17 protein-coding genes are annotated in these 23,937 nt (G+C 61.5%); 7 read left to right on the top strand and 10 right to left on the bottom strand.

Annotated elements, in window-relative coordinates; genetic code table 11:
* Positions 1-29 precede the first annotated feature (29 nt).
* The 5 genes from B0D71_RS08110 to nagE all read left to right on the top strand — a co-directional run bounded on the left by B0D71_RS08110 (position 30) and on the right by nagE (position 7,325).
* Positions 30-761: a GntR family transcriptional regulator gene (locus B0D71_RS08110; protein WP_103394320.1), complete on the top strand. Its 732-nt coding sequence runs from the start codon at positions 30-32 to the stop codon at positions 759-761.
* A gap of 39 nt (positions 762-800) precedes the next feature.
* On the top strand, positions 801-1,907 hold the full coding sequence (gene nagA / locus B0D71_RS08105; RefSeq protein ID WP_103394319.1) for an N-acetylglucosamine-6-phosphate deacetylase: 1,107 nt from the start codon (positions 801-803) through the stop codon (positions 1,905-1,907).
* On the top strand, positions 1,888-2,910 hold the full coding sequence (locus B0D71_RS08100; protein ID WP_103394318.1) for an SIS domain-containing protein: 1,023 nt from the start codon (positions 1,888-1,890) through the stop codon (positions 2,908-2,910). Before nagA ends, B0D71_RS08100 begins: the two co-directional genes overlap by 20 nt.
* A gap of 153 nt (positions 2,911-3,063) precedes the next feature.
* Positions 3,064-5,580: a phosphoenolpyruvate--protein phosphotransferase gene (gene ptsP, locus B0D71_RS08095; protein ID WP_103394317.1), complete on the top strand. Its 2,517-nt coding sequence runs from the start codon at positions 3,064-3,066 to the stop codon at positions 5,578-5,580.
* A 29-nt stretch (positions 5,581-5,609) separates the two neighbouring features.
* Positions 5,610-7,325, top strand: a complete 1,716-nt coding sequence (gene nagE, locus B0D71_RS08090) for an N-acetylglucosamine-specific PTS transporter subunit IIBC (protein WP_103394316.1) — start codon at positions 5,610-5,612, stop codon at positions 7,323-7,325.
* 198 nt (positions 7,326-7,523) lie between these two features.
* On the opposite strand, the gene B0D71_RS08080 is transcribed toward nagE, so the two are convergent.
* Entirely contained in the window at positions 7,524-7,835 is a 312-nt protein-coding gene (locus B0D71_RS08080) for a YqfO family protein (protein ID WP_103394314.1), read from the bottom strand.
* 20 nt (positions 7,836-7,855) lie between these two features.
* Entirely contained in the window at positions 7,856-11,752 is a 3,897-nt protein-coding gene (purL, locus tag B0D71_RS08075) for a phosphoribosylformylglycinamidine synthase (protein WP_103394313.1), read from the bottom strand.
* A 285-nt stretch (positions 11,753-12,037) separates the two neighbouring features.
* On the opposite strand from purL, the gene mltF reads away from it, so the two are divergent.
* On the top strand, positions 12,038-13,498 hold the full coding sequence (gene mltF, locus B0D71_RS08070; protein ID WP_103394312.1) for a membrane-bound lytic murein transglycosylase MltF: 1,461 nt from the start codon (positions 12,038-12,040) through the stop codon (positions 13,496-13,498).
* A 104-nt stretch (positions 13,499-13,602) separates the two neighbouring features.
* On the opposite strand, the gene pdxJ is transcribed toward mltF, so the two are convergent.
* The 8 genes from pdxJ to lptF all read right to left on the bottom strand — a co-directional run bounded on the left by pdxJ (position 13,603) and on the right by lptF (position 21,991).
* Positions 13,603-14,349: a pyridoxine 5'-phosphate synthase gene (gene pdxJ / locus B0D71_RS08065; RefSeq protein WP_103394311.1), complete on the bottom strand. Its 747-nt coding sequence runs from the start codon at positions 14,347-14,349 to the stop codon at positions 13,603-13,605.
* 52 nt (positions 14,350-14,401) lie between these two features.
* Positions 14,402-15,085 (bottom strand): DNA repair protein RecO, encoded by a 684-nt coding sequence (recO, locus tag B0D71_RS08060; protein WP_103394310.1) that lies wholly within the window; start codon positions 15,083-15,085, stop codon positions 14,402-14,404.
* Positions 15,086-15,218: 133 nt separating this feature from the next.
* Positions 15,219-16,121, bottom strand: coding sequence for a GTPase Era (gene era, locus B0D71_RS08055; RefSeq protein WP_007973959.1), 903 nt, complete (start codon positions 16,119-16,121; stop codon positions 15,219-15,221).
* Positions 16,114-16,803, bottom strand: a complete 690-nt coding sequence (rnc, locus tag B0D71_RS08050; RefSeq protein ID WP_007973960.1) for a ribonuclease III — start codon at positions 16,801-16,803, stop codon at positions 16,114-16,116. The genes era and rnc overlap by 8 nt, the downstream gene beginning before the upstream one ends.
* A gap of 184 nt (positions 16,804-16,987) precedes the next feature.
* Complete coding sequence (lepB, locus tag B0D71_RS08045; protein WP_103394309.1) at positions 16,988-17,842, bottom strand: signal peptidase I; 855 nt, start codon at positions 17,840-17,842, stop codon at positions 16,988-16,990.
* A 5-nt stretch (positions 17,843-17,847) separates the two neighbouring features.
* Positions 17,848-19,647: a translation elongation factor 4 gene (gene lepA / locus B0D71_RS08040; RefSeq protein ID WP_103394308.1), complete on the bottom strand. Its 1,800-nt coding sequence runs from the start codon at positions 19,645-19,647 to the stop codon at positions 17,848-17,850.
* A 171-nt stretch (positions 19,648-19,818) separates the two neighbouring features.
* Entirely contained in the window at positions 19,819-20,880 is a 1,062-nt protein-coding gene (gene lptG, locus B0D71_RS08035; protein ID WP_103394307.1) for an LPS export ABC transporter permease LptG, read from the bottom strand.
* Entirely contained in the window at positions 20,873-21,991 is a 1,119-nt protein-coding gene (lptF, locus tag B0D71_RS08030; protein ID WP_103394306.1) for an LPS export ABC transporter permease LptF, read from the bottom strand. Before lptF ends, lptG begins: the two co-directional genes overlap by 8 nt.
* A 404-nt stretch (positions 21,992-22,395) precedes the next feature.
* Here lptF and B0D71_RS08020 point away from each other — a divergent pair, with 404 nt between their 5' ends.
* Positions 22,396-23,886: a leucyl aminopeptidase gene (locus tag B0D71_RS08020; RefSeq protein ID WP_103394665.1), complete on the top strand. Its 1,491-nt coding sequence runs from the start codon at positions 22,396-22,398 to the stop codon at positions 23,884-23,886.
* Positions 23,887-23,937: the final 51 nt, after the last annotated feature.

Genomic DNA, 23,937 nt, shown 5'->3' with positions numbered 1-23,937 from the left:
ATCCCACATCCGCATCGGACAATGCCTACATGAATGACCTACAGGCCCTGCGCCCCGACGACACCCAACCCACGCCGCTGTACCTGCAACTGGCACGCAATCTGGAAGCGGCGATCCATGCCGGCCAGTGGAAAGCCGAACAGGCCATGCCCTCGGAGCGCAATCTGAGCGAAACCCTGGGCATCTCCCGCGTCACCGCCCGCAAGGCGCTGGAAGTGTTGTTCGAACAAGGCCTGATCCGTCGTAACCAGGGCTCCGGCACCTTCATCACGCCGCGCCTTGAACAACCGTTGTCGCGCCTTTCCGGCTTCAGTGAAATGCTCCGTCTCAAGGGTTTCGTGCCCAGCTCACAATGGCTGGAGCGAGAAATCACCCTGCCGACCCACGAAGAACTGATCCGCCTCGGCCTGTCGCCCAACGACAAAGTTGCGCGCCTCAAACGCCTGCGCAAGGCCGACGACACGGTCATGGCCATCGAGATGAGCACCCTGCCCGCCTCGATCATTGCCAAGCCGCAAATGGTCGGCGACTCCCTCTACGAATTCCTCGACGGCATCGGCAAACCGATTGTCCGCGCCTTGCAGCATATCCAGGCGATCAACGCCTCGGACGAATTCGCCGCGCTGGTCGGCATCGCCCCCGGCACCGCGATGCTGCTGATGACCCGTGTCGGCTACCTGGAGGACAACACGCCCATCGAAGTCACCGATACCTATTGCCGCAACGACTACTACGACTTTGTGGCAGAACTTCGCCGCTAGAACGCTGCACCGCGAAACCGCCAAACCAGAGAACCGATCATGTCCGAAGACAACATCCTCACCGCCCACGGCTGGGTTCGCGGCCGACTGGTCCACGCACACGGCAAAGTCGTGTCGATCGAAGGCGTGCCCTGCGATCCGGCGGACAACGATCTGCCGTACCTGCTGCCGGGTTTCATCGACCTGCACGTTCACGGTGGCGGTGGCAAAGACATCATGGAAGGCACGCAGGCCTTCGAAACCATCACCAAAACCCATGTACGCTTCGGCACCACCTCGCTGCTGGCCACCACCATGACCGCACCGAGCGAAGAGATTTCCAGCGTACTCAAAGCCGTCGGTGAATTCTGTGAGCAGCGGTCCAAGGGCTGCGCCCGGGTGCTCGGCGTGCACCTTGAAGGCCCGTACATCAACCCCGGCAAGCTCGGCGCGCAACCGAACTTCGCTCACACGGCGCTAATGGCCGAAGTCGAAGCGTACCTGGCGCTCGCCCCGATCCGGGTGATTACCATTGCTCCGGAAATCGCCGGTCACGATGCCTTGATCCGTGACCTCAGCGGTCGCGGCATCCGCATGCAGATCGGCCACACCCTGGGCAGTTACGAGGAAGGCGTCGCCGCGCTGGAGGCCGGCGCCAGCAGTTTCACCCACCTCTACAACGCCATGAGCCCGCTGCATCACCGTGAGCCGGGGATCGTCGGTGCCGCACTGGCCCACGCCAAGTACGCGGAACTGATCCCGGACTTGCTGCACGTGCACCCCGGCGCCATCCGCGTGGCCCTGCGCTCGATCCCGTGCCTGTATTGCGTCACCGACTCGACCGCCGCCGCTGGCATGCCCGATGGCGAATACAAACTCGGCAGCCACACCGTGACCAAATGCCTGGGCGGCGTGCGCCTGCCCGACGGCACCTTGGCCGGCAGCACCCTGACCATGGATCAGGCCCTGCGCAACCTGGTGAAAATCGGCCTGCCCATCGCCGAAGCCTCCCAGCGCCTGTCGCAATTCCCCGCCGATTACCTCGGCATCACCGAACGCGGGCGCCTGCAACCCGGGGCCTGGGCCGACTGCGTGCGGCTGGATCGCTCACTGAAACTGACCGCCGTCATGGTCGAAGGAGAAGACATTGACTTCAAAAATGCTTGAAGAGGCGCTGTCCTCGTTCGAGGCCGTGCAAGCCCAATTGCAGCATCTCGACCCGCAGATGATCGAGATTGCCGGACGCCTGCGCCGTCAGCCGCCGCAAGTGGCCATGACCGTGGCACGCGGCAGCTCCGACCACGCCGCCAGCTACTTCGCCTACCTGACCATGCAACTGCTGGGCATCCCGGTGGCGTCGTTGCCGATGTCGGTGGTGACCATGCAGCAGGCGCCGCTGAAGGTCAGCGGCCAGGTGGCATTCGCCTTCTCGCAATCGGGGCAAAGCCCGGACCTGGTCAACAGCCTGCGTCTGTTGCGCAAGCGCGGTGCCTTGAGCATATCGCTGGTCAATGCCGAAGACTCACCGCTGGAAGCCGCCTGCGAATTCAGCCTGCCATTGTGTGCCGGCACCGAAAGCAGTGTTGCCGCGACCAAGAGCTTCATCGCCACCCTCAGCGCCAGCGCCCGATTGATTGGCCACTGGAAAGAAGACGCCGAACTGCTCGAGGCCGGTTCTGCCTTGCCTGATGGCCTGCGCGATGCCGCGCAACAGGACTGGAGCCTGGCCATCGACGCCTTGCGCGATTGCGAGCGGCTAATGGTGATCGGCCGTGGCGCCGGTTTCGCCATCGCCCAGGAAGCGGCACTCAAGTTCAAGGAGACCTCGGCGATCCAGGCCGAAGCCTTCAGCAGCGCCGAAGTCCGTCACGGTCCGATGGCCTTGATCGGCGACAGCTACCCGCTGCTGGTGTTTGCCCCACGGGGTGCCGAACAGGCCGGTTTGCTGAGCCTGGCCGCCGACATGCGCCAACGCGGTGCCCGTGTCCTGCTGGCCGCACCGGATGACGTACTCGAACGCGACCTGACCCTGACCCGCGCCGAACACCCCGCCCTCGACCCGATTCTGGCGATCCAGAGTTTCTACGTGATGGCCGCCGGCCTGGCCGTAGCCCGAGGCATGGACCCGGACCAACCGCGGCACCTGAGCAAAGTCACTCGTACGCACTGAACGCCCCCCTGTAGGAGCGAGCTTGCTCGCGATGGACGTCAACGATGACGCGTTCTTCCTGAATGCACGCGTTGTTCTCAGGTTCTTCGCGAGCAAGCTCGCCCCTACAGAGAAGCACGTTGATCCGAACTGCATTTTTTATGAGACCGAGCCATGCATAACAACAATAAAGAGCTGACTTTAAGCGCCCCGCTCAGCGGCCCGGTGCTCACGCTCGCCAAAGTCCCGGACCCGGTGTTTGCCAGCGGCGCCATGGGTGACGGCATCGCCATCGACCCGCTCAACGACACGCTCCACGCCCCCTGCGCCGGCGTAGTGGTGCATGTCGCCCGCACCGGTCACGCGGTAACCCTGCGTGCCGACAACGGCGCGGAATTGCTCCTGCACCTGGGCCTCGACACGGTCGAATTGCAGGGCCAGGGTTTTTCGATGCTGGTCAAGGAAGGCGCGCGTGTCACTAATGGCCAGCCGCTGCTGCGCTACGACCTGGACAAGGTCGCGCAACAGTGCAAGAGCCTGGTCAGCCTGTTGATCCTCACCAACAGCCAGGACTTCCAGGCACGGCCCATCACGTTGAAATCGGTGAAAGTGGGCGAGCCGCTGCTGCACATCATTCGTCGACAGACGTCGAGCGCGCAGGTCGATGCCGAGTTTGTCGGCGTCGAGATTGTCGGCCATGTGCGCATTGCTCACCGTGGCGGTCTGCATGCGCGGCCGGCTGCGTTGATCCGCCAGACCGCGCAGGGTTTCAAAAGCAAATCGCAGCTGCATTTCGCCGGCAAGTCGGCCACCTGCGACAGCCTGATCGGCCTGATGGGGCTGGCCGTCGGCGAGCAGGCGCAAGTCCAGGTCAGTTGCCAGGGCCCGGACGCCGAAGCGGCGCTGCAAGCCTTGTTGACCGCGCTATCCACAGCCCTGGCCGAAGACAGACACGCCGCCGCGCCAGCCACGATGGCCCAACGCAATCGCCCCGTCGAAGCCGGTGTATTGCAGGGTGTCTGCGCGGCGCCCGGCCTGGTCGGCGGGCCGCTGTTTCGCCTGAATGCGATCAGCCTGCCAGTGGATGCCGGCCATCATGATCAGCAGCAACAACGGCAGGTTCTGGATGCGGCACTGAATCAGGTGCGCAGCGAAATCGAACACACGCTGGCCCAGGCAAAAAAACACAAGGACACTGCGGAGGAGGCGATTTTCGCCGCACACCTGGCGCTGCTCGAAGACCCGGCCTTGCTAGACGCCGCCAATCAATCCGTCGCCCAGGGCACGGCCGCGACTCACGCCTGGAGCCAGGCCATCGACGTGCAATGCGAGGTCCTCCAACAAACCGGCAGCACGCTGCTGGCCGAACGCGCCAACGACCTGCGCGACCTCAAGCAACGGGTGCTGCGCGTATTGCTCGGCGATACCTGGCATTACGACGTACCGGCCGGCGCCATCGTCGCCGCCCATGAACTGACACCCTCCGATTTGCTCCAACTGAGCCAGCAAGGCGTCGCCGGGCTGTGCATGGCCGAAGGCGGCGCGACCTCCCACGTGGCGATTCTGGCCCGGGGCAAAGGCCTGCCGTGCATGGTCGCACTGGGCTCGACCTTGCTTGATCAGCAGCAGGGGCAAGCGGTAGTGCTGGACGCCGATGGCGGCCGTCTCGAACTGACACCCAGTACACAGCGCCTGGCCGATGTGCGCCAGTTGCAGCAACAACAGCAACAACGCCGGGCCGAACAACAGGCCCAGGCGCATACGCCCGCGCTGACCAGCGACGGCCTGCGCATCGAAGTCGCCGCCAATGTGGCCTCCAGCACGGAGGCGGCAGACGCTTTGGCCAATGGCGCCGACGGCGTCGGTTTGCTGCGCACCGAGTTTCTCTTCGTCGACCGCCACACCGCCCCGGACGAACAGGAACAACACCACGCCTATCAGGCCGTGCTCGATGCCATGGGCGACAAGTCGGTGATCATCCGCACCATCGACGTCGGTGGCGACAAGCAACTGGACTACCTGCCACTGCCCGCAGAAGCCAATCCGGTGCTCGGCCTGCGCGGCATTCGCCTGGCCCAGGTTCGCCCCGAACTGCTCGACCAGCAACTGCGCGCGCTGCTGCACCTCAACCCGTTGTCACGCTGCCGGATCCTGCTGCCGATGATCACCGAAGTCGATGAGCTGCTGCACATCCGCCAGCGCCTCGACGCCTTGTGCGGTGAACTCGGCCTGGCGCAACGCCCGGAGCTGGGCGTGATGATTGAAGTGCCGGCCGCCGCGCTGCTGGCCGAACAACTGGCCGAGCATGCGGACTTCCTGTCCATCGGCACCAACGACCTGTCGCAATACACCCTGGCCATGGACCGCGACCATGCCGGTCTCGCCGCGCGCGTCGATGCGCTGCACCCGGCCCTGTTGCGATTGATCGCCCAGACCTGCGCCGGTGCGGCGCAGCACAACCGTTGGGTGGGCGTGTGCGGCGCACTGGCGTCCGATCCATTGGCCACGCCGGTGTTGATCGGCCTGGGGGTCAGCGAGTTGTCGGTGAGCCCGGTACAGATCGGTGAAATCAAGGACCGCGTGCGTCATCTCGACGCCAGCGAATGCCGGCGCATCAGCCAGGGCCTGCTCAAGCTGAGCAGCGCCAGCGCGGTGCGTCATGCCTGTCATCAGCATTGGCCTCTGAGCTAAAGAACAACAAGAATCCACGGAGAAGCGCCATGTACCAACTTTTCATTGAAGGCCTGCAGCGCCTTGGCCGCGCGCTGATGTTGCCGATCGCGATCCTGCCGATTGCCGGCCTGTTGCTGCGCCTGGGCGATACCGACCTGCTGAACATCGCGATCATCCACGATGCCGGCCAAGTGATCTTCGCCAACCTGGCGATGATCTTCGCCATCGGCATCGCGGTCGGTTTCGCCAAGGACAACAACGGTACGGCGGGCCTCGCCGGGGTGATTGGTTACCTGGTCATGATCGCCACGCTCAAGGTGCTCGATCCGAGCATCAACATGGGCATGCTCGCCGGGATCGTCAGCGGTCTCATGGCCGGCGCGCTGTACAACCGTTTCAAGGACATCAAGCTGCCGGAGTACCTCGCGTTCTTCGGTGGCCGACGCTTCGTGCCGATTGTCACCGGGTTCGCCGCCGTCGGTTTGGGTGTCGTCTTCGGCTACATCTGGCCGCCGATCCAGCACGGCATCAACAGCTTCGGTACGTTGATGATGGAAAGCGGCAGCTTCGGTGCGTTCATCTTCGGCGTGTTCAACCGCCTGCTGATCGTCACCGGCCTGCACCATATCCTCAACAACATGGCGTGGTTCGTGTTCGGCAACTTCACCGATCCCACCACCGGCGCACTGGTGACCGGCGACCTGTCGCGCTACTTCGCCGGCGATCCGAAGGGCGGCCAGTTCATGACCGGCATGTTCCCGATGATGATCTTCGGCCTGCCCGCCGCCTGCCTGGCGATGTACCGCAACGCCCTGCCGGAACGCCGCAAGATCATGGGCGGGATCTTCTTGTCGATGGCACTGACCGCGTTCCTGACCGGCGTGACCGAGCCGATCGAATTCGCCTTCATGTTCCTTGCGCCGCTGCTGTTTGTGCTGCATGCGTTGCTGACTGGCCTGTCGATGGCCATCACCAATGCGCTGAACATCCATTTGGGCTTCACCTTTTCCGGCGGCTTCATCGACATGGTCCTCGGCTGGGGCAAGTCCACCAACGGCTGGCTGGTGTTCCCGGTGGGCCTGGCGTATGCCGTTATCTATTACGTGGTGTTCGATTTCTGTATCCGCCGCTTCGACCTGAAGACACCGGGCCGCGAAACCAACGCTGCCGCCCCGCAGGTTGCGGTGGCCGACAATGAACGCGCCGGGGCTTACATCAAGGCCCTGGGCGGTGCCGGGAACCTGATCACCGTCGGTGCTTGCACCACGCGCTTGCGCCTGGACATGGTGGATCGCAACAAGGCTTCGGATACCGATCTCAAGGCGCTCGGCGCCATGGCCGTGGTGCGTCCGGGCAAGGGCGGGAGTTTGCAGGTGGTGGTCGGGCCGATGGCTGATGCCATTGCCGATGAGATTCGCCTGGCGATGCCGGCGCTGGGTCGCGCCATCGTGTCGTCGCCAGCCGCAGAAGTCGACGCGCCGAAACCTGCCGCCGTGGCGACACCCGAGGCCCAGCAATGGCTCAATGCCCTGGGTGGTGGCGACAATGTGCTGCAACTCGATTGCATCGCCATGACCCGCATCCGCCTGCAACTGGCCGATGGCAAAGGCTTGTCGGAATGTGGTTTGAAAGCGCTGGGTTGCCAGGGTGTGAGTCAGCTGGAAGGCGGCATCTGGCATCTGTTGATCGGCGACAAGGCACCGAGCCTGAGTGATGCGTTGGAAGTGTTGGTCAATCGCAGCGAGGTGAGTGCGAAGGTTTAAATCTTCGGTGCCTGACAGGCCACCATCGCTGGCAAGCCAGCTCCTACAGAAAACATGCGTGTTGTCAGAGCTTGCACCCAACCCTGTAGGAGCTGGCTTGCCAGCGATGAGGTCCTGACTATCACCACACAATCTCCAGGCCACAAAAAACCCGCAGAAATCTCTTTCAGCGGGTTTCTCATTTCAGCAGCCAGAGAATCAGAAATCCTCCAGCCGCCACACTTCATAAGCCGGCGTCTCGTAGGGATGGCTCTGTTTCAGAGCCGCCACCACAGAGCGAATCAACTCATCGGCCACCACAAGCTCGACCTTCCATTCCTCGACCTGCTCGACCTGCCCTGCCTCGCCAATGAACGGCTGACTGCCGTCCAGTGGGCGAAACTGACCAGTGCCAAGCACCTGCCACGCACAGTGGTCATAGTCACCGATTCGACCGCCACCGGCGGCGAATACGGCGATTTTCACGTCTTCGACGTGACTCGTTGGAACAAAGAAGCTGAGCTTGTACACGGCTATCAGTTAACCCGTTCTTAGTTCACCCAGACGCGAGCATTACGGAACATGCGCATCAGCGGTGCATCTTCGTTCCAGTCGTCCGAACGCCACGAGTTCTGCACGGCGCGGAACACGCGCTCCGGGTGCGGCATCATGATGGTCACGCGACCGTCGCGGCTAGTCAAACCGGTGATCCCGCGCGGCGAGCCGTTCGGGTTGGCCGGGTAGCTTTCGGTGACCTTGCCGTGGTTGTCGACGAAACGCATCGCCACGCAACCCGACAGGTCGGCTTCCAGCAATGCTTCTTCGCTGGCGAACTCGGCATGACCTTCGCCGTGGGCGATGGCGATCGGCATGCGCGAACCGGCCATGCCTTGCAGGAAGATCGAGTTCGACTCCTGGATCTGCACCATCGCTACACGGGCTTCGAACTGCTCGGAACGGTTACGCACGAAGTGCGGCCAGAACTCGCTGCCCGGGATCAGCTCGTGCAGGTTGGACATCATCTGGCAACCGTTGCACACGCCGAGGGTGAAGCTGTCGTTGCGTTCGAAGAAACCCTGGAACGCATCGCGGGCACGGCTGTTGAACAGTGCGGACTTGGCCCAGCCTTCACCGGCACCCAGTACGTCGCCGTAGGAGAAACCGCCGCAAGCGACCATGCCCTTGAACTCGTTCAGGTCGACACGGCCGGCCAGAATGTCGCTCATGTGCACGTCGATCGCGTTGAAACCGGCGCGGTCGAACGCGGCCGCCATTTCCACCTGGCCATTGACGCCCTGCTCACGCAGTACGGCAACCTGTGGGCGAATGCCTTTCTTGATGTAAGGCGCGGCGACGTCCTGGTTGATGTCGTAGCTCAGCTTGACGCTCAGACCCGGGTTGTCTTCTTCCAGCAGCACGTCGAACTCTTGCTCGGCGCAGTCGGCGTTGTCACGCAGACGCTGGATCTGGTAGCTGGTCTCGGCCCACTGACGTTGCAGCAGACGACGCTGGCCTTCGAACACGGTGTCACCATTGAAGGTGATGCTGATCTCGCCGTTGTTCATCGGCTGGCCGACCACCGATACGCAATCACCCAGACCGGCAGCGCTGAACTGCGCGAGGATGTCCGGGGTGGCGTCCTGGCGAACCTGGATCACGGCACCCAGCTCTTCGTTGAACAGGATCGCGGCGATGTCGGCCGAAGTTTCTGCCAGACCGTCGAGGTTCAGGCTCAGCCCGCAGTGACCGGCGAACGCCATCTCGACAACGCTGGTCAGCAGACCGCCGTCGGAACGGTCGTGGTAAGCCAGCAGGTGACCGTCGGCGTTGAGGCCCTGGATCACCGCGAAGAAGGCTTTCAGGTCTTCGGCGTCATCGACGTCCGGAGCCTGCTTGCCGAGCTTGCCGTGAACCTGGGCGAGGATCGAGGCCCCCATGCGGTTCTGGCCACGACCGAGGTCGATCAGGATCAGGTCGGTGGTGCCCTTGTCCATGCGCAGTTGCGGGGTCAGGGTCTGACGGATGTCAGTCACTGGCGCGAAACCGGTCACGATCAGGGACATTGGCGAAGTGACGGACTTGTCCACGCCTTCATCGTTCCAGCGCGTGGCCATGGACATCGAGTCCTTGCCCACCGGAATGGTGATGCCCAGCTCAGGGCACAGTTCCATGCCGACCGCTTTCACGGTGTCGTACAGACGCGCGTCTTCACCCGGGTGACCGGCCGCCGACATCCAGTTCGCCGACAACTTGATGTCGGAGATCTTGCCGATGCGCGAAGCGGCGATGTTGGTCAGGGTTTCGCCGATGGCCATGCGGCCCGACGCCGGGGCGTCCAGCAGTGCCAGCGGAGTACGCTCGCCCATGGCCATGGCTTCACCGGTGTAGACGTCGAAGCTGGTGGCGGTAACGGCAACGTCAGCCACCGGAACCTGCCAAGGGCCGACCATCTGGTCACGGGCCACGAGGCCGGTGATGGTGCGGTCGCCGATGGTGATCAGGAAGCTTTTGCTGGCCACGGCCGGGTGATGCAGGACGCGCTCGACGCAGTTGGCGATGTCGAGGGTCGACGGATCGAAATCGTCGCCCAGTTCATTTTCACGAACCACCGAACGGTGCATGCGTGGAGCCTTGCCCAGCAACACTTCCAGTGGCATGTCCACCGGGCTGTTGCCGAAGTGGCTGTCGGTCACGGTCAGCTGCGGTTCGGCAGTGGCTTCGCCGACCACGGCGAACGGGCAACGCTCGCGTTCGCAGATCGCCTTGAAGCGCTCGAAATCCGCCGGGCCGACCGCCAGAACGTAGCGCTCCTGGGATTCGTTGGACCAGATTTCGTGCGGGGCCATGCCCGGCTCGTCGTTTGGAATGTTGCGCAGTTCGAAACGGCCACCACGGTCGCCGTCGTTGACCAGTTCCGGGAAGGCGTTGGACAGACCGCCCGCACCCACGTCGTGGATGAAGCTGATCGGGTTCTTGTCACCCAGTTGCCAGCAACGGTCGATGACTTCCTGGCAGCGACGTTCCATCTCAGGGTTTTCGCGCTGTACAGAAGCGAAGTCCAGGTCTGCCGAGCTGGTGCCGGTGGCCATGGAGGAAGCCGCGCCGCCGCCCAGGCCGATCAGCATCGCCGGGCCGCCGAGCACGATCAGCTTGGAGCCGACCAGGATCTCGCCTTTCTTGACGTGCTCTTCACGGATGTTGCCCATGCCGCCCGCCAGCATGATCGGCTTGTGGTAACCGCGAACCTCGTCACCGTGCGGGGTGGTGATCGATTGTTCGAAGGTACGGAAGTAGCCGGTCAGGGCCGGACGACCGAATTCGTTGTTGAACGCAGCGCCGCCGAGCGGGCCTTCGATCATGATGTCCAGCGCGGTAACGATGCGCTCAGGCTTGCCGTATGGCACTTCCCATGGCTGTTCGAAGCCCGGGATCTGCAGGTTGGATACGGTGAAACCGGTCAGGCCAGCCTTCGGCTTGGCACCACGACCGGTCGCGCCTTCGTCGCGAATCTCGCCACCGGAACCAGTGGACGCGCCCGGGAACGGGGCAATCGCGGTCGGGTGGTTGTGGGTCTCGACCTTCATCAGGATGTGCACCGGCTCCTGCACCGCGCCGTACTGGCGGGTTTCCGGGTCCGGGAAGAAGCGACCGGCCACGGAGCCGACGATCACCGAAGCGTTGTCCTTATAAGCCGACAGGACACCTTCGCTGTGCATCTGATAGGTGTTCTTGATCATGCCGAACAGGCTTTTTTCCTGGCTCTGGCCGTCGATGTCCCAACTGGCGTTGAAGATCTTGTGACGGCAGTGCTCGGAGTTCGCCTGGGCGAACATCATCAGTTCGATGTCGTGCGGGTTGCGCTTCAAGCCGACGAAGGCGTTGACCAGGTAGTCGATCTCGTCTTCGGCCAGGGCCAGGCCCAGCTCGGTGTTGGCTTTTTCCAGCGCGGCACGACCGCCGCCCAACACGTCGATGGCGGTCAGGGGTTTCGGTTCGGCGTGGCTGAACAGGCCGGCGGCCTGTTCGAGGTTGCCCAGGACGATCTGGGTCATGCGGTCGTGCAGACCGTCGGCGATCAACTGGGCTTCAGCGTCACTGAACTGGCCGGCCACGTAGAACGCAATGCCGCGCTCCAGGCGCTGGATTTTCGCCAGGCCACAGTTGCGGGCGATGTCGCTGGCCTTGCTCGACCACGGCGAGATGGTGCCGAAACGTGGCAGCACCAGAAACAGACGACCGGTCGGTTCTTGTACCGGAACACTTGGACCGTACTTCAGAAGGCGCGCAAGCACCTGCTGTTCGTCGCCGTTCAGGACGCCGGTAACTTCGGCGAAGTGAGCGAATTCAGCATACAGGCCACTGACAGCCGGAACCTTTTGGCTCAGTTGCTCAAGGAGCTTGCTGTGGCGAAAGGCAGAAAGGGCAGGAGCGCCGCGCAGGATCAACATCTTCGGGACAGCCTCGGGAAGGGGTGTGCTTTGAGGCCGTGCATTCTAGCCTAAACAGGCCGCGACATCACCCGAAACGCTACGCACGGTTGCACTCGGGTGTCGATCTGTGTTTCTGCCTCGAAAGTCAGGTTAATCGGGCGTGTGATGACAGCTTATTTTTACTGTAACAAAATGCAGACAAGGCCCATTCCTGCGGGGTTTCGGTCGGTTTTGTGATCTCTAGCAGACAACCCCCTCGCTGTCGAGATATGGCGCCCGTGGTCCTTTGCGTATACTGCGCAGATGTTTTCCCCAACGGCTTTGCGTCCGCGGTACGCCAAATGGCTGATCGCAACCGGACTCTTCCTGATGCTCGGTGGCTGTGTTGATAAACCCAACACGCTTGAGCGCGTAAAGGAGGATGGTGTGCTGCGGGTGGTTACCCGAAACAGCCCCGCCACCTATTTTCAGGATCGCAACGGTGAAACCGGCTTCGAATACGAGCTGGTGAAGCGCTTCGCCGACGATCTGGGGGTCGAGCTCAAGATCGAGACCGCCGACAACCTCGACGACCTGTTCAACCAGGTAGGCAAGCCCAACGGCCCGGTGCTGGCGGCTGCCGGCCTGGTCAGCAGCGAAGAACGCAAGCAGCAGGTGCGCTTCTCGCACTCCTATCTGGAAGTCACCCCGCAGGTCATCTACCGCAACGGCCAGTCACGGCCGACCGATGCGAAGGATCTGGTGGGCAAGAAAATCATGGTGCTCAAGGGCAGCACCCACGCCGAACAACTGGCGCAGCTGAAACAGAAATTTCCTGGCATCGAATACGAAGAGTCAGACGCAGTCGAGGTCGTCGATCTCCTGCGCATGGTGGATGAAGGTCAGATCGACCTGACCCTGGTCGACTCCAACGAAGTGGCGATGAACCAGGTGTACTTCACCAACATCCGGGTCGCCTTCGATCTCGGCGACGCCAGCAACCAGAGCTGGGCCGTTGCGCCGGGCGACGACAACAGCCTGCTCAACGAAATCAACGAATACCTCGACAAGGTCAAGAAAAACGGCACCCTGCAACGCCTCAAGGACCGCTATTACGGGCATGTCGACGTCCTCGGCTACATGGGCGCAACCACGTTCGCCCAGCACTTGCAGCAACGCCTGCCCAAGTACGAACAGCACTTCAAGTCGTACGCCAAGAAAGAGAAAGTCGACTGGCGGCTGCTGGCGGCCATCGGCTACCAGGAGTCGCTGTGGCAGCCGGCCGTCACGTCAAAGACCGGCGTGCGCGGCCTGATGATGCTGACCCAGAACACCGCGCAGGCCATGGGTGTGTCCAACCGCCTGGACCCCAAACAGAGCATCATGGGCGGCGCCAAGTACCTGGCCTATATGAAAGACCAGCTCGACGATTCGATTCAGGAACCGGACCGTACCTGGTTTGCCCTGGCAGCCTATAACGTCGGCAGCGGTCACCTGGATGACGCGCGCAAACTGGCGGCCAAGGAAGGGTTGAACCCGAACAAATGGCTGGATGTGAAGAAAATCCTGCCGCGTCTGTCGGAAAAGAAGTGGTACAGCAAGACCCGTTACGGCTACGCCCGTGGCGGCGAACCGGTGCACTTCGTGGCGAACATCCGTCGCTACTACGACATCCTGACCTGGGTCACGCAGCCGCAGCTTGAAGGCGATCAGGTCGCCGAAGGCAAACTGCTTGTGCCGGGGATCGACAAGAGCAAGCCAGCGCAAGAGCCTGCGCCGCTCTAACTCCTTGGCGTCTTCAAGATCGCCATCGCTGGCAAGCCAGCTCCTACAGGGTCTCGCATGATTCTGTAGGAGCTGGCTTGCCAGCGATGGTAGCGCCGCCGATGTCAGCCCTTGAGCGCCGCCGCCAAAATCAGCGCCTTCATCTCCGAAACTGCCGACTTGAAGCCAACGAACAATGCGTGGGCCACCAGCGCATGGCCGATGTTCAGCTCGTTGATACCCTTGATCGCCGCCACGGCTTCAACATTGTGATAGTGCAGGCCATGGCCGGCATTGACAATCAGGCCCTGGGCCAGGCCAAAGGCCACGCCATCGGCCACGCGCTTGAGTTCTTCAGCGACTTCGGTCGGCGTCTCGGCATCGGCGTAACGACCGGTGTGCAGCTCGATGGCCGGCGCACCCACGCGACGGGAGGCTTCGATCTGGCGTTCATCGGCGTCAATGAACAGCGACACTTCAGAACCGATTTTCGACAGCCGCTCAACCGCCGCCTTGACCCGCGCTTCCTGCCCCGCCACGTCCAGGCCACCTTCGGTGGTCAGTTCCTGACGGGTTTCCGGCACCAGGCAAATGTGCGCCGGGCGAATGAGCTCGGCGAACTGCATCATTTCTTCGGTGACGCCCATTTCGAAGTTCATGCGGGTTTGCAGCACGTCCTTGAGCAGCAGCACGTCGCGTTCCTGAATGTGCCGACGGTCTTCGCGCAGGTGCACGGTGATGCCGTCAGCGCCCGCCTCTTCCGCATCCAGTGCTGCCTTGACCGGGTCCGGGTAACGGGTGCCCCGGGCCTGACGCAGGGTGGCAACGTGGTCGATGTTCACGCCAAGAAGAATACGGGTGCTGGTGGTCACGGAAAACGCTCCAGAAGAAGAGAAAGTTCGGTGCACAGCATACATGGGGAATTTACGGTTTTCGAAACAACTCGCGGGAAACCAACGGCCGACCCCCGAGATGCACCGCCAGCGCCTGACGCATCAAGCGCTTGGCAGCTGACAGCGCGCCGGGTGCGGACCAGTCGGCATCGGCCATGGCCGCCAGTTCAGCGCCATTGAACAGCCCCGGTTGCAGCAGGTAGACACGTTCAAGCCCCGCATCCACTTGCAAACGGTAGAGGCCGTCCGGCGCAATCGGCTCATCATGGATATCGACGCTCAGGGAAAAGCCGTAACCCAGGTCATCCAGCAAGCGCCACTCGAAGGAGCGCAGCAAGGGCTCCAGTGGCCGACCTTCGGCCAGGGCGAGCAAAGTGGCGGCGTAGTGATCGAACACAGCGGGGTGCGGATCTTCGGCGGGCAACAGGCGAATCAGCAACTCATTGAGGTAAAGGCCACTGAACAGCGCCTCGCCATTGAGCCAGGTGGAAACACCGGCACTTTCCATGCGCCCGACATTCTTCAACTCGCCCTTGCCCCGAAACTCCACTTCCAGCGGCACGAATGGCCGCGCCAGCGTCCCGGCCTTGCCCCGCGCACTGCGCAACACCGCCCGCAAACGCCCTTGCGGCGTCAGGAAATCCACCAGCGCACTGTTTTCGCGGTAGGCGCGGGAGTGCAGGACGTAGGCGGGTTGGGGGATGGGTTGGGACATGGAGCTCTCAATGACCTGTAGGAGCGAGCTTGCTCGCGATGGTGGATAACGATAACGCGGGCTTTCTGAATGAACGCGGCGCTTTCAAGTCCATCGCGAGCAGGCTCGCTCCTACAGGGGGGGCTGCGGTGTATTACAAGTCGCCGTAACCCAACGAACGCAACGCACGCTCGTCATCGGACCAGCCACCCTTAACCTTGACCCACAGGTTAAGCATGATCTTGGAGTCGAACAGCAGCTCCATGTCCTTGCGCGCTTCGGTGCCGATGCGCTTGATGCGCTCGCCCTTGTCGCCAATGATGATTTTCTTCTGGCCGTCACGCTCGACGAGGATCAAGGCATGGATGTGCAAGGTCTTGCCCTGCTGCTTGAATTCTTCGATTTCAACGGTGATCTGGTACGGCAGCTCGGCGCCCATCTGGCGCATGATTTTCTCGCGCACCAGCTCGGCGGCGAGGAAGCGGCTGCTGCGGTCGGTGATCTGGTCTTCCGGGAAGAAGTGGTCGTTTTCCGGCAGGTGCTCGGCAATCACGCGTTCCAGCGCATCGAGGTTGTGCCCGTGCTGCGCAGAAATCGGGATGATCTGCGCATTCGGCAGCTGCTCCTGCAACCAGCTCAGGTGCGGCATCAGCTCGGCTTTGTCTTCGATGCGATCGGTCTTGTTCAGCGCCACGATCAGTGGGCCGGTCACGTACTGGACGCGCTCGAGAACCATCTGGTCCTCTTCGGTCCACTTGGTGCGGTCGACCACGAAGATCACCACGTCGACGTCTTTCAACGCCGCCGAAGCGGTCTTGTTCATGTAGCGGTTCAGGGCCTTCTCGCCACCCTTGTGCATACCAGGGGTGTCGACGTAGATCGCCTGCACATCACCCTCGGTCTTGATGCCGAGCATGTTGTGACGGGTAGTTTGCGGTTTGCGCGAGGTGATCGCCAGCTTCTGACCCAGGATGTGGTTCAGCAGCGTGGACTTGCCCACGTTCGGACGGCCGACGATGGCAACATAGCCACAGCGAGTTGCGTTTGTATCAGTCATTGCCATTCTCCACACCCAGGGCAATCAGTGCTGCGGCGGCCGCTACCTGTTCGGCAATACGACGGCTAACACCCTGACCTCGGCTTTTTTCATTCAGTAAGATGATTTCGCATTCGACGAAGAACGTCCGGCAATGCGGCTCACCCTGGATATCCACCACTTCGTAACGCGGCAGCTCACAACCACGGGACTGCAGAAACTCTTGCAGGCGGGTCTTTGGATCTTTGTTGGTGTCGACCAGCGTCAGGCCTTCGAACTCTCCGGCCAGCCAGGCGAGCACACGCTCGCGGGCCACTTCCATGCCGGCATCGAGGTAGATCGCACCGATCAGCGCTTCGAGGGCATCGGCCAGAATCGACTCGCGACGGAAACCACCGCTTTTCAGCTCGCCGGAACCCAGGCGCAGGTATTCGCCAAGATCGAAACCACGAGCCAGTACGGCCAGGGTCTCACCCTTCACCAAACGCGCGCGCAAACGCGACAACTGGCCTTCGCGGGCCAGCGGGAAACGCTCGAACAGCGCCTCGCCAGCAACGAAGTTGAGGATGGCGTCACCGAGGAATTCCAGGCGTTCGTTGTTACGCCCGGCAAAACTGCGGTGAGTCAGGGCCAGGACCATCAGTTCCTGATCCTTGAAGGTGTAGCCGAGCTGACGCTCTAGACGGCTTAAGGAGACGCTCACGGTTTACCCACGCTGAGTTCGTGGCTGGATTGCACTGCCATCGCCGTGAGGCGGCGCAGGCTTGGGACAATTAACGCTGTGTTCAAAAATAACGTCCTGAATATCATTGTTTTCATGCCTCTGGCGCCCATTGTGCCGGTTCCAGAAATGCATTCGGCGCTGTGTTCAACAGCGCCGTGTTTGATTACTTGATCAGGCCAACCCGCGAGAAATTCGGCAGGTGACTGAGTTTGGGTTCCGGCCAGCTCATCCAGACCGCGAAGGCCTTGCCGACGATATTCTTGTCGGGAACCATGCCCAGCAGATCCTTGGGAATGTTTGGATCATCCCAATAGCGACTGTCGTTCGAGTTGTCGCGGTTGTCACCCATCATGAAGTAGTGCCCGGCGGGCACGGTCCACGAATGGTCCGGCATTGCGCGGTAGCGGCTCATTTCCTTGCGGATCATGTGCTCGGCCGCACCGAGTTTTTCCTTGTAGAGCTCAGCGCTGCCCAGCGTGCCCGGCTCGGAGCCGACCAGTTGCTCGGCAATCGATTGGCCGTTGACGAACAGACGCTTGTCGGCGGTGTAACGAACCGTGTCGCCCGGCAGACCCACTACACGCTTGATGTAGTTGACGTTCGGATCGCTCGGATAACGGAACACCATGACATCGCCACGCTGCGGATCACCGACTTCGATGACTTTCTTGTCGATCACCGGCAAGCGGATCCCGTAGGAAAACTTGCTCACCAGAATGAAGTCGCCGACATCCAGGGTTGGCTTCATCGAACCGGAAGGAATCTGGAACGGTTCCACCAGGAACGAACGCAGCACCAGCACGATGAACAACACCGGGAAGAACGACTTGCCGTATTCAACCAGCAGCGGCTCTTTGTTCAGTTTCTCGACCACGACCCTATCAGGCTGGCTGACGCTGCCCTGATAGGAAGCGATGGCGGCACGCCGACGCGGGGCCAGGATCAACAGATCGAGCAACGCCAACAGGCCGCAGACAAACACGGCGATGACCAGCAACAGCGGGAAATTTAGTGACATAGGACCTAACTATCCAACCTGAGCACTGCAAGGAAGGCTTCCTGTGGGATTTCCACGTTGCCGACCTGCTTCATGCGTTTCTTACCGGCCTTTTGCTTTTCCAGCAGCTTTTTCTTACGGCTGACGTCACCACCGTAGCATTTGGCCAATACGTTCTTTCTGAGCGCCTTGACGGTTGTCCGCGCCACAATCTGCCCACCAATGGCGGCCTGGATTGCCACGTCGAACATCTGCCGCGGAATCAGTTCTTTCATCTTCTCGGTCAACTGGCGACCTTTGTAGTGCGAGTTGTCACGGTGCACGATCAGCGCCAGGGCATCGACCTTGTCGCCGTTGATCAGCACGTCCAGTTTCACCAGGCTGGCCGATTGGTAACGATCGAAATGGTAGTCCAGAGAAGCATAGCCGCGACTGGTGGATTTCAGGCGATCGAAGAAGTCCAGCACCACTTCGTTCATCGGCAAGTCGTAGGTCACTTGTACCTGGGAGCCGAGGAACAGCATGTCGACCTGCACACCACGTTTTTCGATGCACAGGGTAATGACGTTACCCAGGTGCTCTTGCGGCACAAGAATATTCGCGCGCACGATCGGCTCGCGCATGTCTTCGATGGAAGACAGGTCCGGCAGCTTGGACGGGTTATCGACGTAGATCGTCTCGCCAGTCTTGAGCAGCAGCTCGAAGATTACCGTCGGCGCCGTGGTGATCAGGTCCAGGTTGTACTCGCGCTCCAGGCGCTCCTGGATGATTTCCATGTGCAGCATGCCGAGGAAGCCACAACGGAAGCCGAAGCCCAGTGCGTCGGAGCTTTCCGGCGTGTATTGCAGCGACGAATCGTTGAGGGTGAGCTTTTGCAGCGCCTCGCGGAAGTCTTCGAAGTCGTCGGAGCTGACCGGGAACAGACCGGCGTACACCTGCGGCTGAATGCGCTTGAACCCCGGCAGCACGTCGACGTCTGGCGTCGAGCTCAAGGTCAGGGTATCGCCCACTGGCGCACCGTGAATGTCCTTGATGCTGGCGATGATAAAGCCCACTTCGCCGGCCTTGAGGTCCGCGGTCGGGGTGTGTTTCGGGTTGAATACACCGACGCTGTCCACCAGGTGGATCTTGCCGGTGGATTTGACCAGGATCTTGTCGCCCTTCTTCACGCGGCCGTGGCGCACACGAACCAGGGAGACAACGCCCAGGTAGTTGTCGAACCAGGAGTCGATGATCAACGCTTGCAGCGGATCTTCGTAGTTGCCGGTCGGTGCAGGAATGGTGGCGACCAGGCGCTCGAGCACTGCGTCGACGCCCAGGCCGGTCTTGGCCGAGCACTCGACCGCGTCGGTGGCATCGATGCCGATGATTTTTTCGATTTCTTCTTTAACACGGTCCGGATCGGCCTGCGGCAGGTCGATCTTGTTCAGCACCGGCATCACTTCCAGGCCCTGTTCGATCGCCGTGTAGCAGTTGGCAACCGACTGCGCTTCAACGCCTTGACCGGCATCGACCACCAGCAGCGCGCCTTCACAGGCAGCCAGCGAACGGCTCACCTCATAGGTGAAGTCAACGTGGCCGGGGGTGTCAATGAAGTTCAGCTGGTAGTTGATACCGTCTTTGGCTTTGTAATACAAAGTAACGCTGTGCGCCTTGATGGTGATCCCGCGCTCGCGCTCGAGGTCCATGGAGTCCAGGACCTGGGCTTCCATTTCGCGCTCGGCCAGGCCGCCACACATCTGGATGAAGCGATCGGCCAGCGTCGACTTGCCATGGTCAATGTGGGCGATGATGGAGAAATTGCGGATATGACTCAAATCACTCACGGATCAACACTCAAAAAGGCTGCAGGCAATGCCCGCCGAAAAATAGCCGCGAATTGTACCTGATCCACGGTGCCAGCGTCACGTTCACAGGTCAGACGGTGCATACAAAAACGCCCCGGCCTGGCGGCAAGGGCGTTTTTTATCGTCAAAACGGTCGGAAAATGCCCGCCGTCAGCCGGCTCGACGCAGCAACCAGAGCCCCGCCACGGCACAAATACCCGCCGGCACCAGCACCGAAAGCAACGGTGGGAAGCCGAACACCTGGCTCGAAGGCCCCAGAAGATCCTGAACGATGCGGAAGGTGAAGCCCACCAGCACGCCGGTGAACACCCGCTGACCCAGGGTCACCGAACGCAGCGGACCAAAGATGAAGGAAATCGCCATCAACACCAGGGCGGCAGTCACCAGCGGCTGCAACACTTTGACCCAAAATGCCAGCCAGTAGCGGCTGTTGTTCAAGCCCTGGTCCGCCAGGTAGTGGATATAACTCCACAGGCCACTGATCGACAATGACTCTGGCACCATGACCACAGTGCTCAACAATTGCGGACTCAAGGCCACGCCCCAACGCTCGACCGGGTGCGTCACCACTTCAGTGCTGCGCTCGTGGAACACCGTGGTCGTAACGTCCGTCAACTGCCAGTGATCCGTGTCGAACTCGGCACGCTTGGCGAAGCTCGCCGAAAGCATGTGCCGCTCGCTGTCGATACGATAGCGGGTCACGCCGTACAAGATGCCGTTGGGTTGCACCGAGTTGACGTGAATGAACTCATCGCCCTGGCGGTGCCACAAACCATGCTTGGCGCTTTGTGCATCGCCGCTGCCCTGGGCCAGCGAGCGATTGGCCTGCGCGGCGGTTTCAGCGGGTGGTGCGACGTACTCGCCGATCAGCAAACCGGCCAGCATCAATACCAGCATCGGCTTCATGACCGCCCAGACGATCCGCCCGATCGACACACCGGCGGCGCGCATGATTGTCAATTCACTGTTGCTGGCCAGACTGCCCAGACCGATCAGGCAACCGATCAGCGCGGCCATCGGCAGCATTTCGTACATCCGACGCGGAGCCGTCAACAACACGTAACTCAGTGCATCGACCAGGGTGTAGGTGTCGCTGACTTCACCCATTTCGTCGATGAAGGCAAACAGTGTCGCCAGACCAAGAATGATCCCGAGCACCGCCAGAATCGCCATGAACACGCTGCTACCAATGTAGCGATCCAGCTTAACCACGGGCCACCTCCAGCGCGCTGCGGCGACTCGCCCGCTTCAAGCGCAAGGGCTCCCAATAGAGCAAGCCCAGGCCGATGGCCAGGAAAATCCCGTGCACCCACCACAAACCCACCACCGCGGGGATCTTGCCCTTATCAAGGGCACCACGGGCAGCAATCAGGATGGTCAGGTACGCCATATAGAGAAGAATCGCCGGCAGTAATTTGAGGAACCGGCCCTGACGTGGGTTGACCCGCGACAGCGGCACCGCCATCAGGGTCACGATGAACACCAGCAAAGGCAGCGATATGCGCCATTGCAATTCGGCGCGCGCGCGAATGTCTTCACTGCCGATCAACGTACTGGTCGGCATCGCGTCACGGTCGGTGACTTCGTCGCTGACGTCGGGTTTTGGCAGCAACACACCGTACTCGTCGTACTTGATCGCCCGGTAGTCAGCCTGACCCGGACTACCGTCATAGCGATAGCCGTTATCCAGGATCAGGTAACGGTTGCCGTCCGGACGAATTTCCTGACGCCCCTTTTCCGCCACCAGGACCGAAATCCCGCGATCCTTGTTGTTGGAACTGATGTTCTTTTGCGAGATGAACACGCCACCCAGATTGACGCGGTCATCCGACATGCGCTCGGTGTAGGTAACCCGGGTGCCGTCGCGCAGGGCCTGGAAGCGCCCCGGCTCCAGGGTATCGAATTCGGTCAGGGCATCCTGCTTGTTCAAAAGCAGTTGAAACTGGTTGGCCCCCTGTGGCGCCAGGCTCAGGCTCAGCCATGCCACCACGAGTGCAACCAGGGTGGCTGGAAACATGGTCATCCAGACCAGCCGTTGCTGGCTCATGCCGGTGGCCGAGAGCACGGTCATTTCGCTTTCGAGGTACAGGCGCCCGTAGGACAACAGGATCCCGAGAAACAGCCCCAGCGGCAGGATCAGCTGGAGGAACCCTGGCAGGCGAAAACCCATGATCAGGAACAGCGACCCCGGATCCAGCAGGCCCGAGGCCGCCTGGGCGAGGTATTTGATGAAGCGACCGCTCATGATGATGACCAGCAGCACGGCGCTGACGGCGCTCAAGGTCAACAGGACTTCGCGGGATAAATAACGGAAGACGATCAAACCAGACACTCCAGGGTTGTCAGGCTAAGGCGGCCAAACAAGCAAACGTATCGGACAGCCCGCAAGACAGAGCCGCCGAAAAAGATGGCGCATTATCCTGTGATTGGGTGCGCCTGTCACTTCGCAATGCATGTAGGAGCCAGCTTGCTGGCGATGGTCGCCAACGATAACGCGAAGAACCTGAAACCCTGCGGTGGTCTTGGGTTCTTCGCGAGCAAGCTCGCTCCTACAGTGACCGACAAAACCGCGAAGATCGTACAACCGAGGGTTGTCAGCCGCTGGTAGCGAGGTTCAAACTGCGGCCTTTGTCGCCGGTCGATCCTGGCGCCTTGTTATATATAAGCAATCGACGCACATAAGGTGTCGGGCGCATGCGTGATAACCATCAATTCAGGGACCCGGACATGGAACTGGTTGTAAAAAGCGTCAACCCGGAAACGTTGAAGACCGCCACTCTCGTGGTCTCCGTCGGCGAAGGCCGCAAGCTCGGCGCCATTGCCAAACAACTCGACGAATTGAGCGGCGGCGCCATCAGCGCTGTGCTCAAGCGCGGCGATCTGGCCGGCAAGGTTGGCCAGAGCCTGTTGCTGCACAGCCTGCCGAACCTCAAGGCCGAGCGCGTGCTGCTGGTGGGCGTGGGCAAGGACGACGAACTGGGTGACCGCCCCTTCCGCAAAATCATCGCCGGCATCCTTAATACCCTCAAAGGCCTTGGCGGCAGCGATGCGGTGCTGGCTCTGGATGAAGTGGTCGTCAAAGGCCGCGACAGCTATGGCAAGACCCGCCTGTTGGCCGAAACCCTGGTGGACGGCGAGTACTCCTTCGACCAGTTCAAGAGCCAGAAAGCCGAACCCCGCGCCCTGAAGAAAATCACCCTGCTGACCATCAAGGCCGCCCAGGCTGAAGTGCAGCGCGCCGTGACCCATGCCACCGCCATCGCCAACGGCATGGCCTTCACCCGTAATCTGGGCAACCTGCCGCCAAACATCTGCCACCCGACCTTTCTCGGTGAACAGGCCAAAGACCTGGGCAAAGAGTTCAAGGACCTGAAAGTCGAAGTCCTCGACGAGAAGAAGATCAAGGCACTGGGCATGGGCTCGTTCTACGCCGTAGGCCAGGGCAGCGCCCAGCCACCGCGCCTGATCGTCATGCAATACAACGGCGGCAAGAAATCCGAGAAGCCTTACGCACTGGTCGGCAAAGGCATCACCTTCGACACCGGCGGTATCAGCCTCAAGCCGGGCGCCGGCATGGATGAAATGAAGTACGACATGGGCGGCGCCGCCAGCGTGTTCGGCACCCTGCGTGCCGTGCTCGAACTGAAGCTGCCGATCAACCTGGTGTGCATCCTGGCCTGCGCCGAGAACATGCCGAGTGGCAACGCTTCGCGCCCTGGCGACATCGTCACCACCATGAGCGGCCAGACCGTGGAAATCCTCAACACTGACGCCGAAGGCCGTCTGGTGCTGTGCGACGCCCTGACCTACTCCGAGCGCTTCAAGCCGCAAGCAGTCATCGACATCGCGACCCTGACCGGTGCCTGCGTGGTCGCCCTGGGTTCCCACACCTCGGGCCTGCTGGGCAACAACGACGAACTGATCGGCCAACTGCTGAGCGCCGGCAAGGCTGCCGACGACCGTGCCTGGCAACTGCCGCTGTTCGATGAGTATCAGGAACAACTGGACAGCCCGTTCGCCGACATCGCCAACATTGGCGGCCCGAAAGCCGGCACCATCACCGCCGCCTGCTTCCTGTCGCGCTTCACCAAGAACCTGAACTGGGCGCACCTGGACATCGCCGGTACGGCCTGGACCAGCGGCGGCAAGGACAAGGGCGCCACTGGCCGTCCGGTTCCATTGCTGACCCAATACCTGCTGGACCGCGCCAAAGCCTGAAACCAATGACCCTTGGCGACGTTGCTTTCGGGCTGCGCCGCCAAGGGCTCA

Origin of the sequence: Pseudomonas laurylsulfativorans, assembly GCF_002906155.1 — a bacterium.
GTDB lineage: Bacteria > Pseudomonadota > Gammaproteobacteria > Pseudomonadales > Pseudomonadaceae > Aquipseudomonas > Aquipseudomonas laurylsulfativorans.
This window is presented reverse-complemented; position numbering and strand designations above follow the sequence as displayed.

Excerpts from the sequence above, each read along its gene's own strand:
- lepB (WP_103394309.1), bottom strand. The coding sequence starts at position 17,842 with ATGTCACTAAATTTCCCGCTGTTGCTGGTCATCGCCGTGTTTGTCTGC.
- B0D71_RS08020 (WP_103394665.1), top strand. The coding sequence starts at position 22,396 with ATGGAACTGGTTGTAAAAAGCGTCAACCCGGAAACGTTGAAGACCGCC.
- B0D71_RS08110 (WP_103394320.1), top strand. The coding sequence starts at position 30 with ATGAATGACCTACAGGCCCTGCGCCCCGACGACACCCAACCCACGCCG.
- ptsP (WP_103394317.1), top strand. The coding sequence starts at position 3,064 with ATGCATAACAACAATAAAGAGCTGACTTTAAGCGCCCCGCTCAGCGGC.
- purL (WP_103394313.1), bottom strand. The coding sequence starts at position 11,752 with ATGTTGATCCTGCGCGGCGCTCCTGCCCTTTCTGCCTTTCGCCACAGC.
- nagA (WP_103394319.1), top strand. The coding sequence starts at position 801 with ATGTCCGAAGACAACATCCTCACCGCCCACGGCTGGGTTCGCGGCCGA.
- nagE (WP_103394316.1), top strand. The coding sequence starts at position 5,610 with ATGTACCAACTTTTCATTGAAGGCCTGCAGCGCCTTGGCCGCGCGCTG.
- era (WP_007973959.1), bottom strand. The coding sequence starts at position 16,121 with ATGACTGATACAAACGCAACTCGCTGTGGCTATGTTGCCATCGTCGGC.
- recO (WP_103394310.1), bottom strand. The coding sequence starts at position 15,085 with ATGTCCCAACCCATCCCCCAACCCGCCTACGTCCTGCACTCCCGCGCC.
- mltF (WP_103394312.1), top strand. The coding sequence starts at position 12,038 with ATGTTTTCCCCAACGGCTTTGCGTCCGCGGTACGCCAAATGGCTGATC.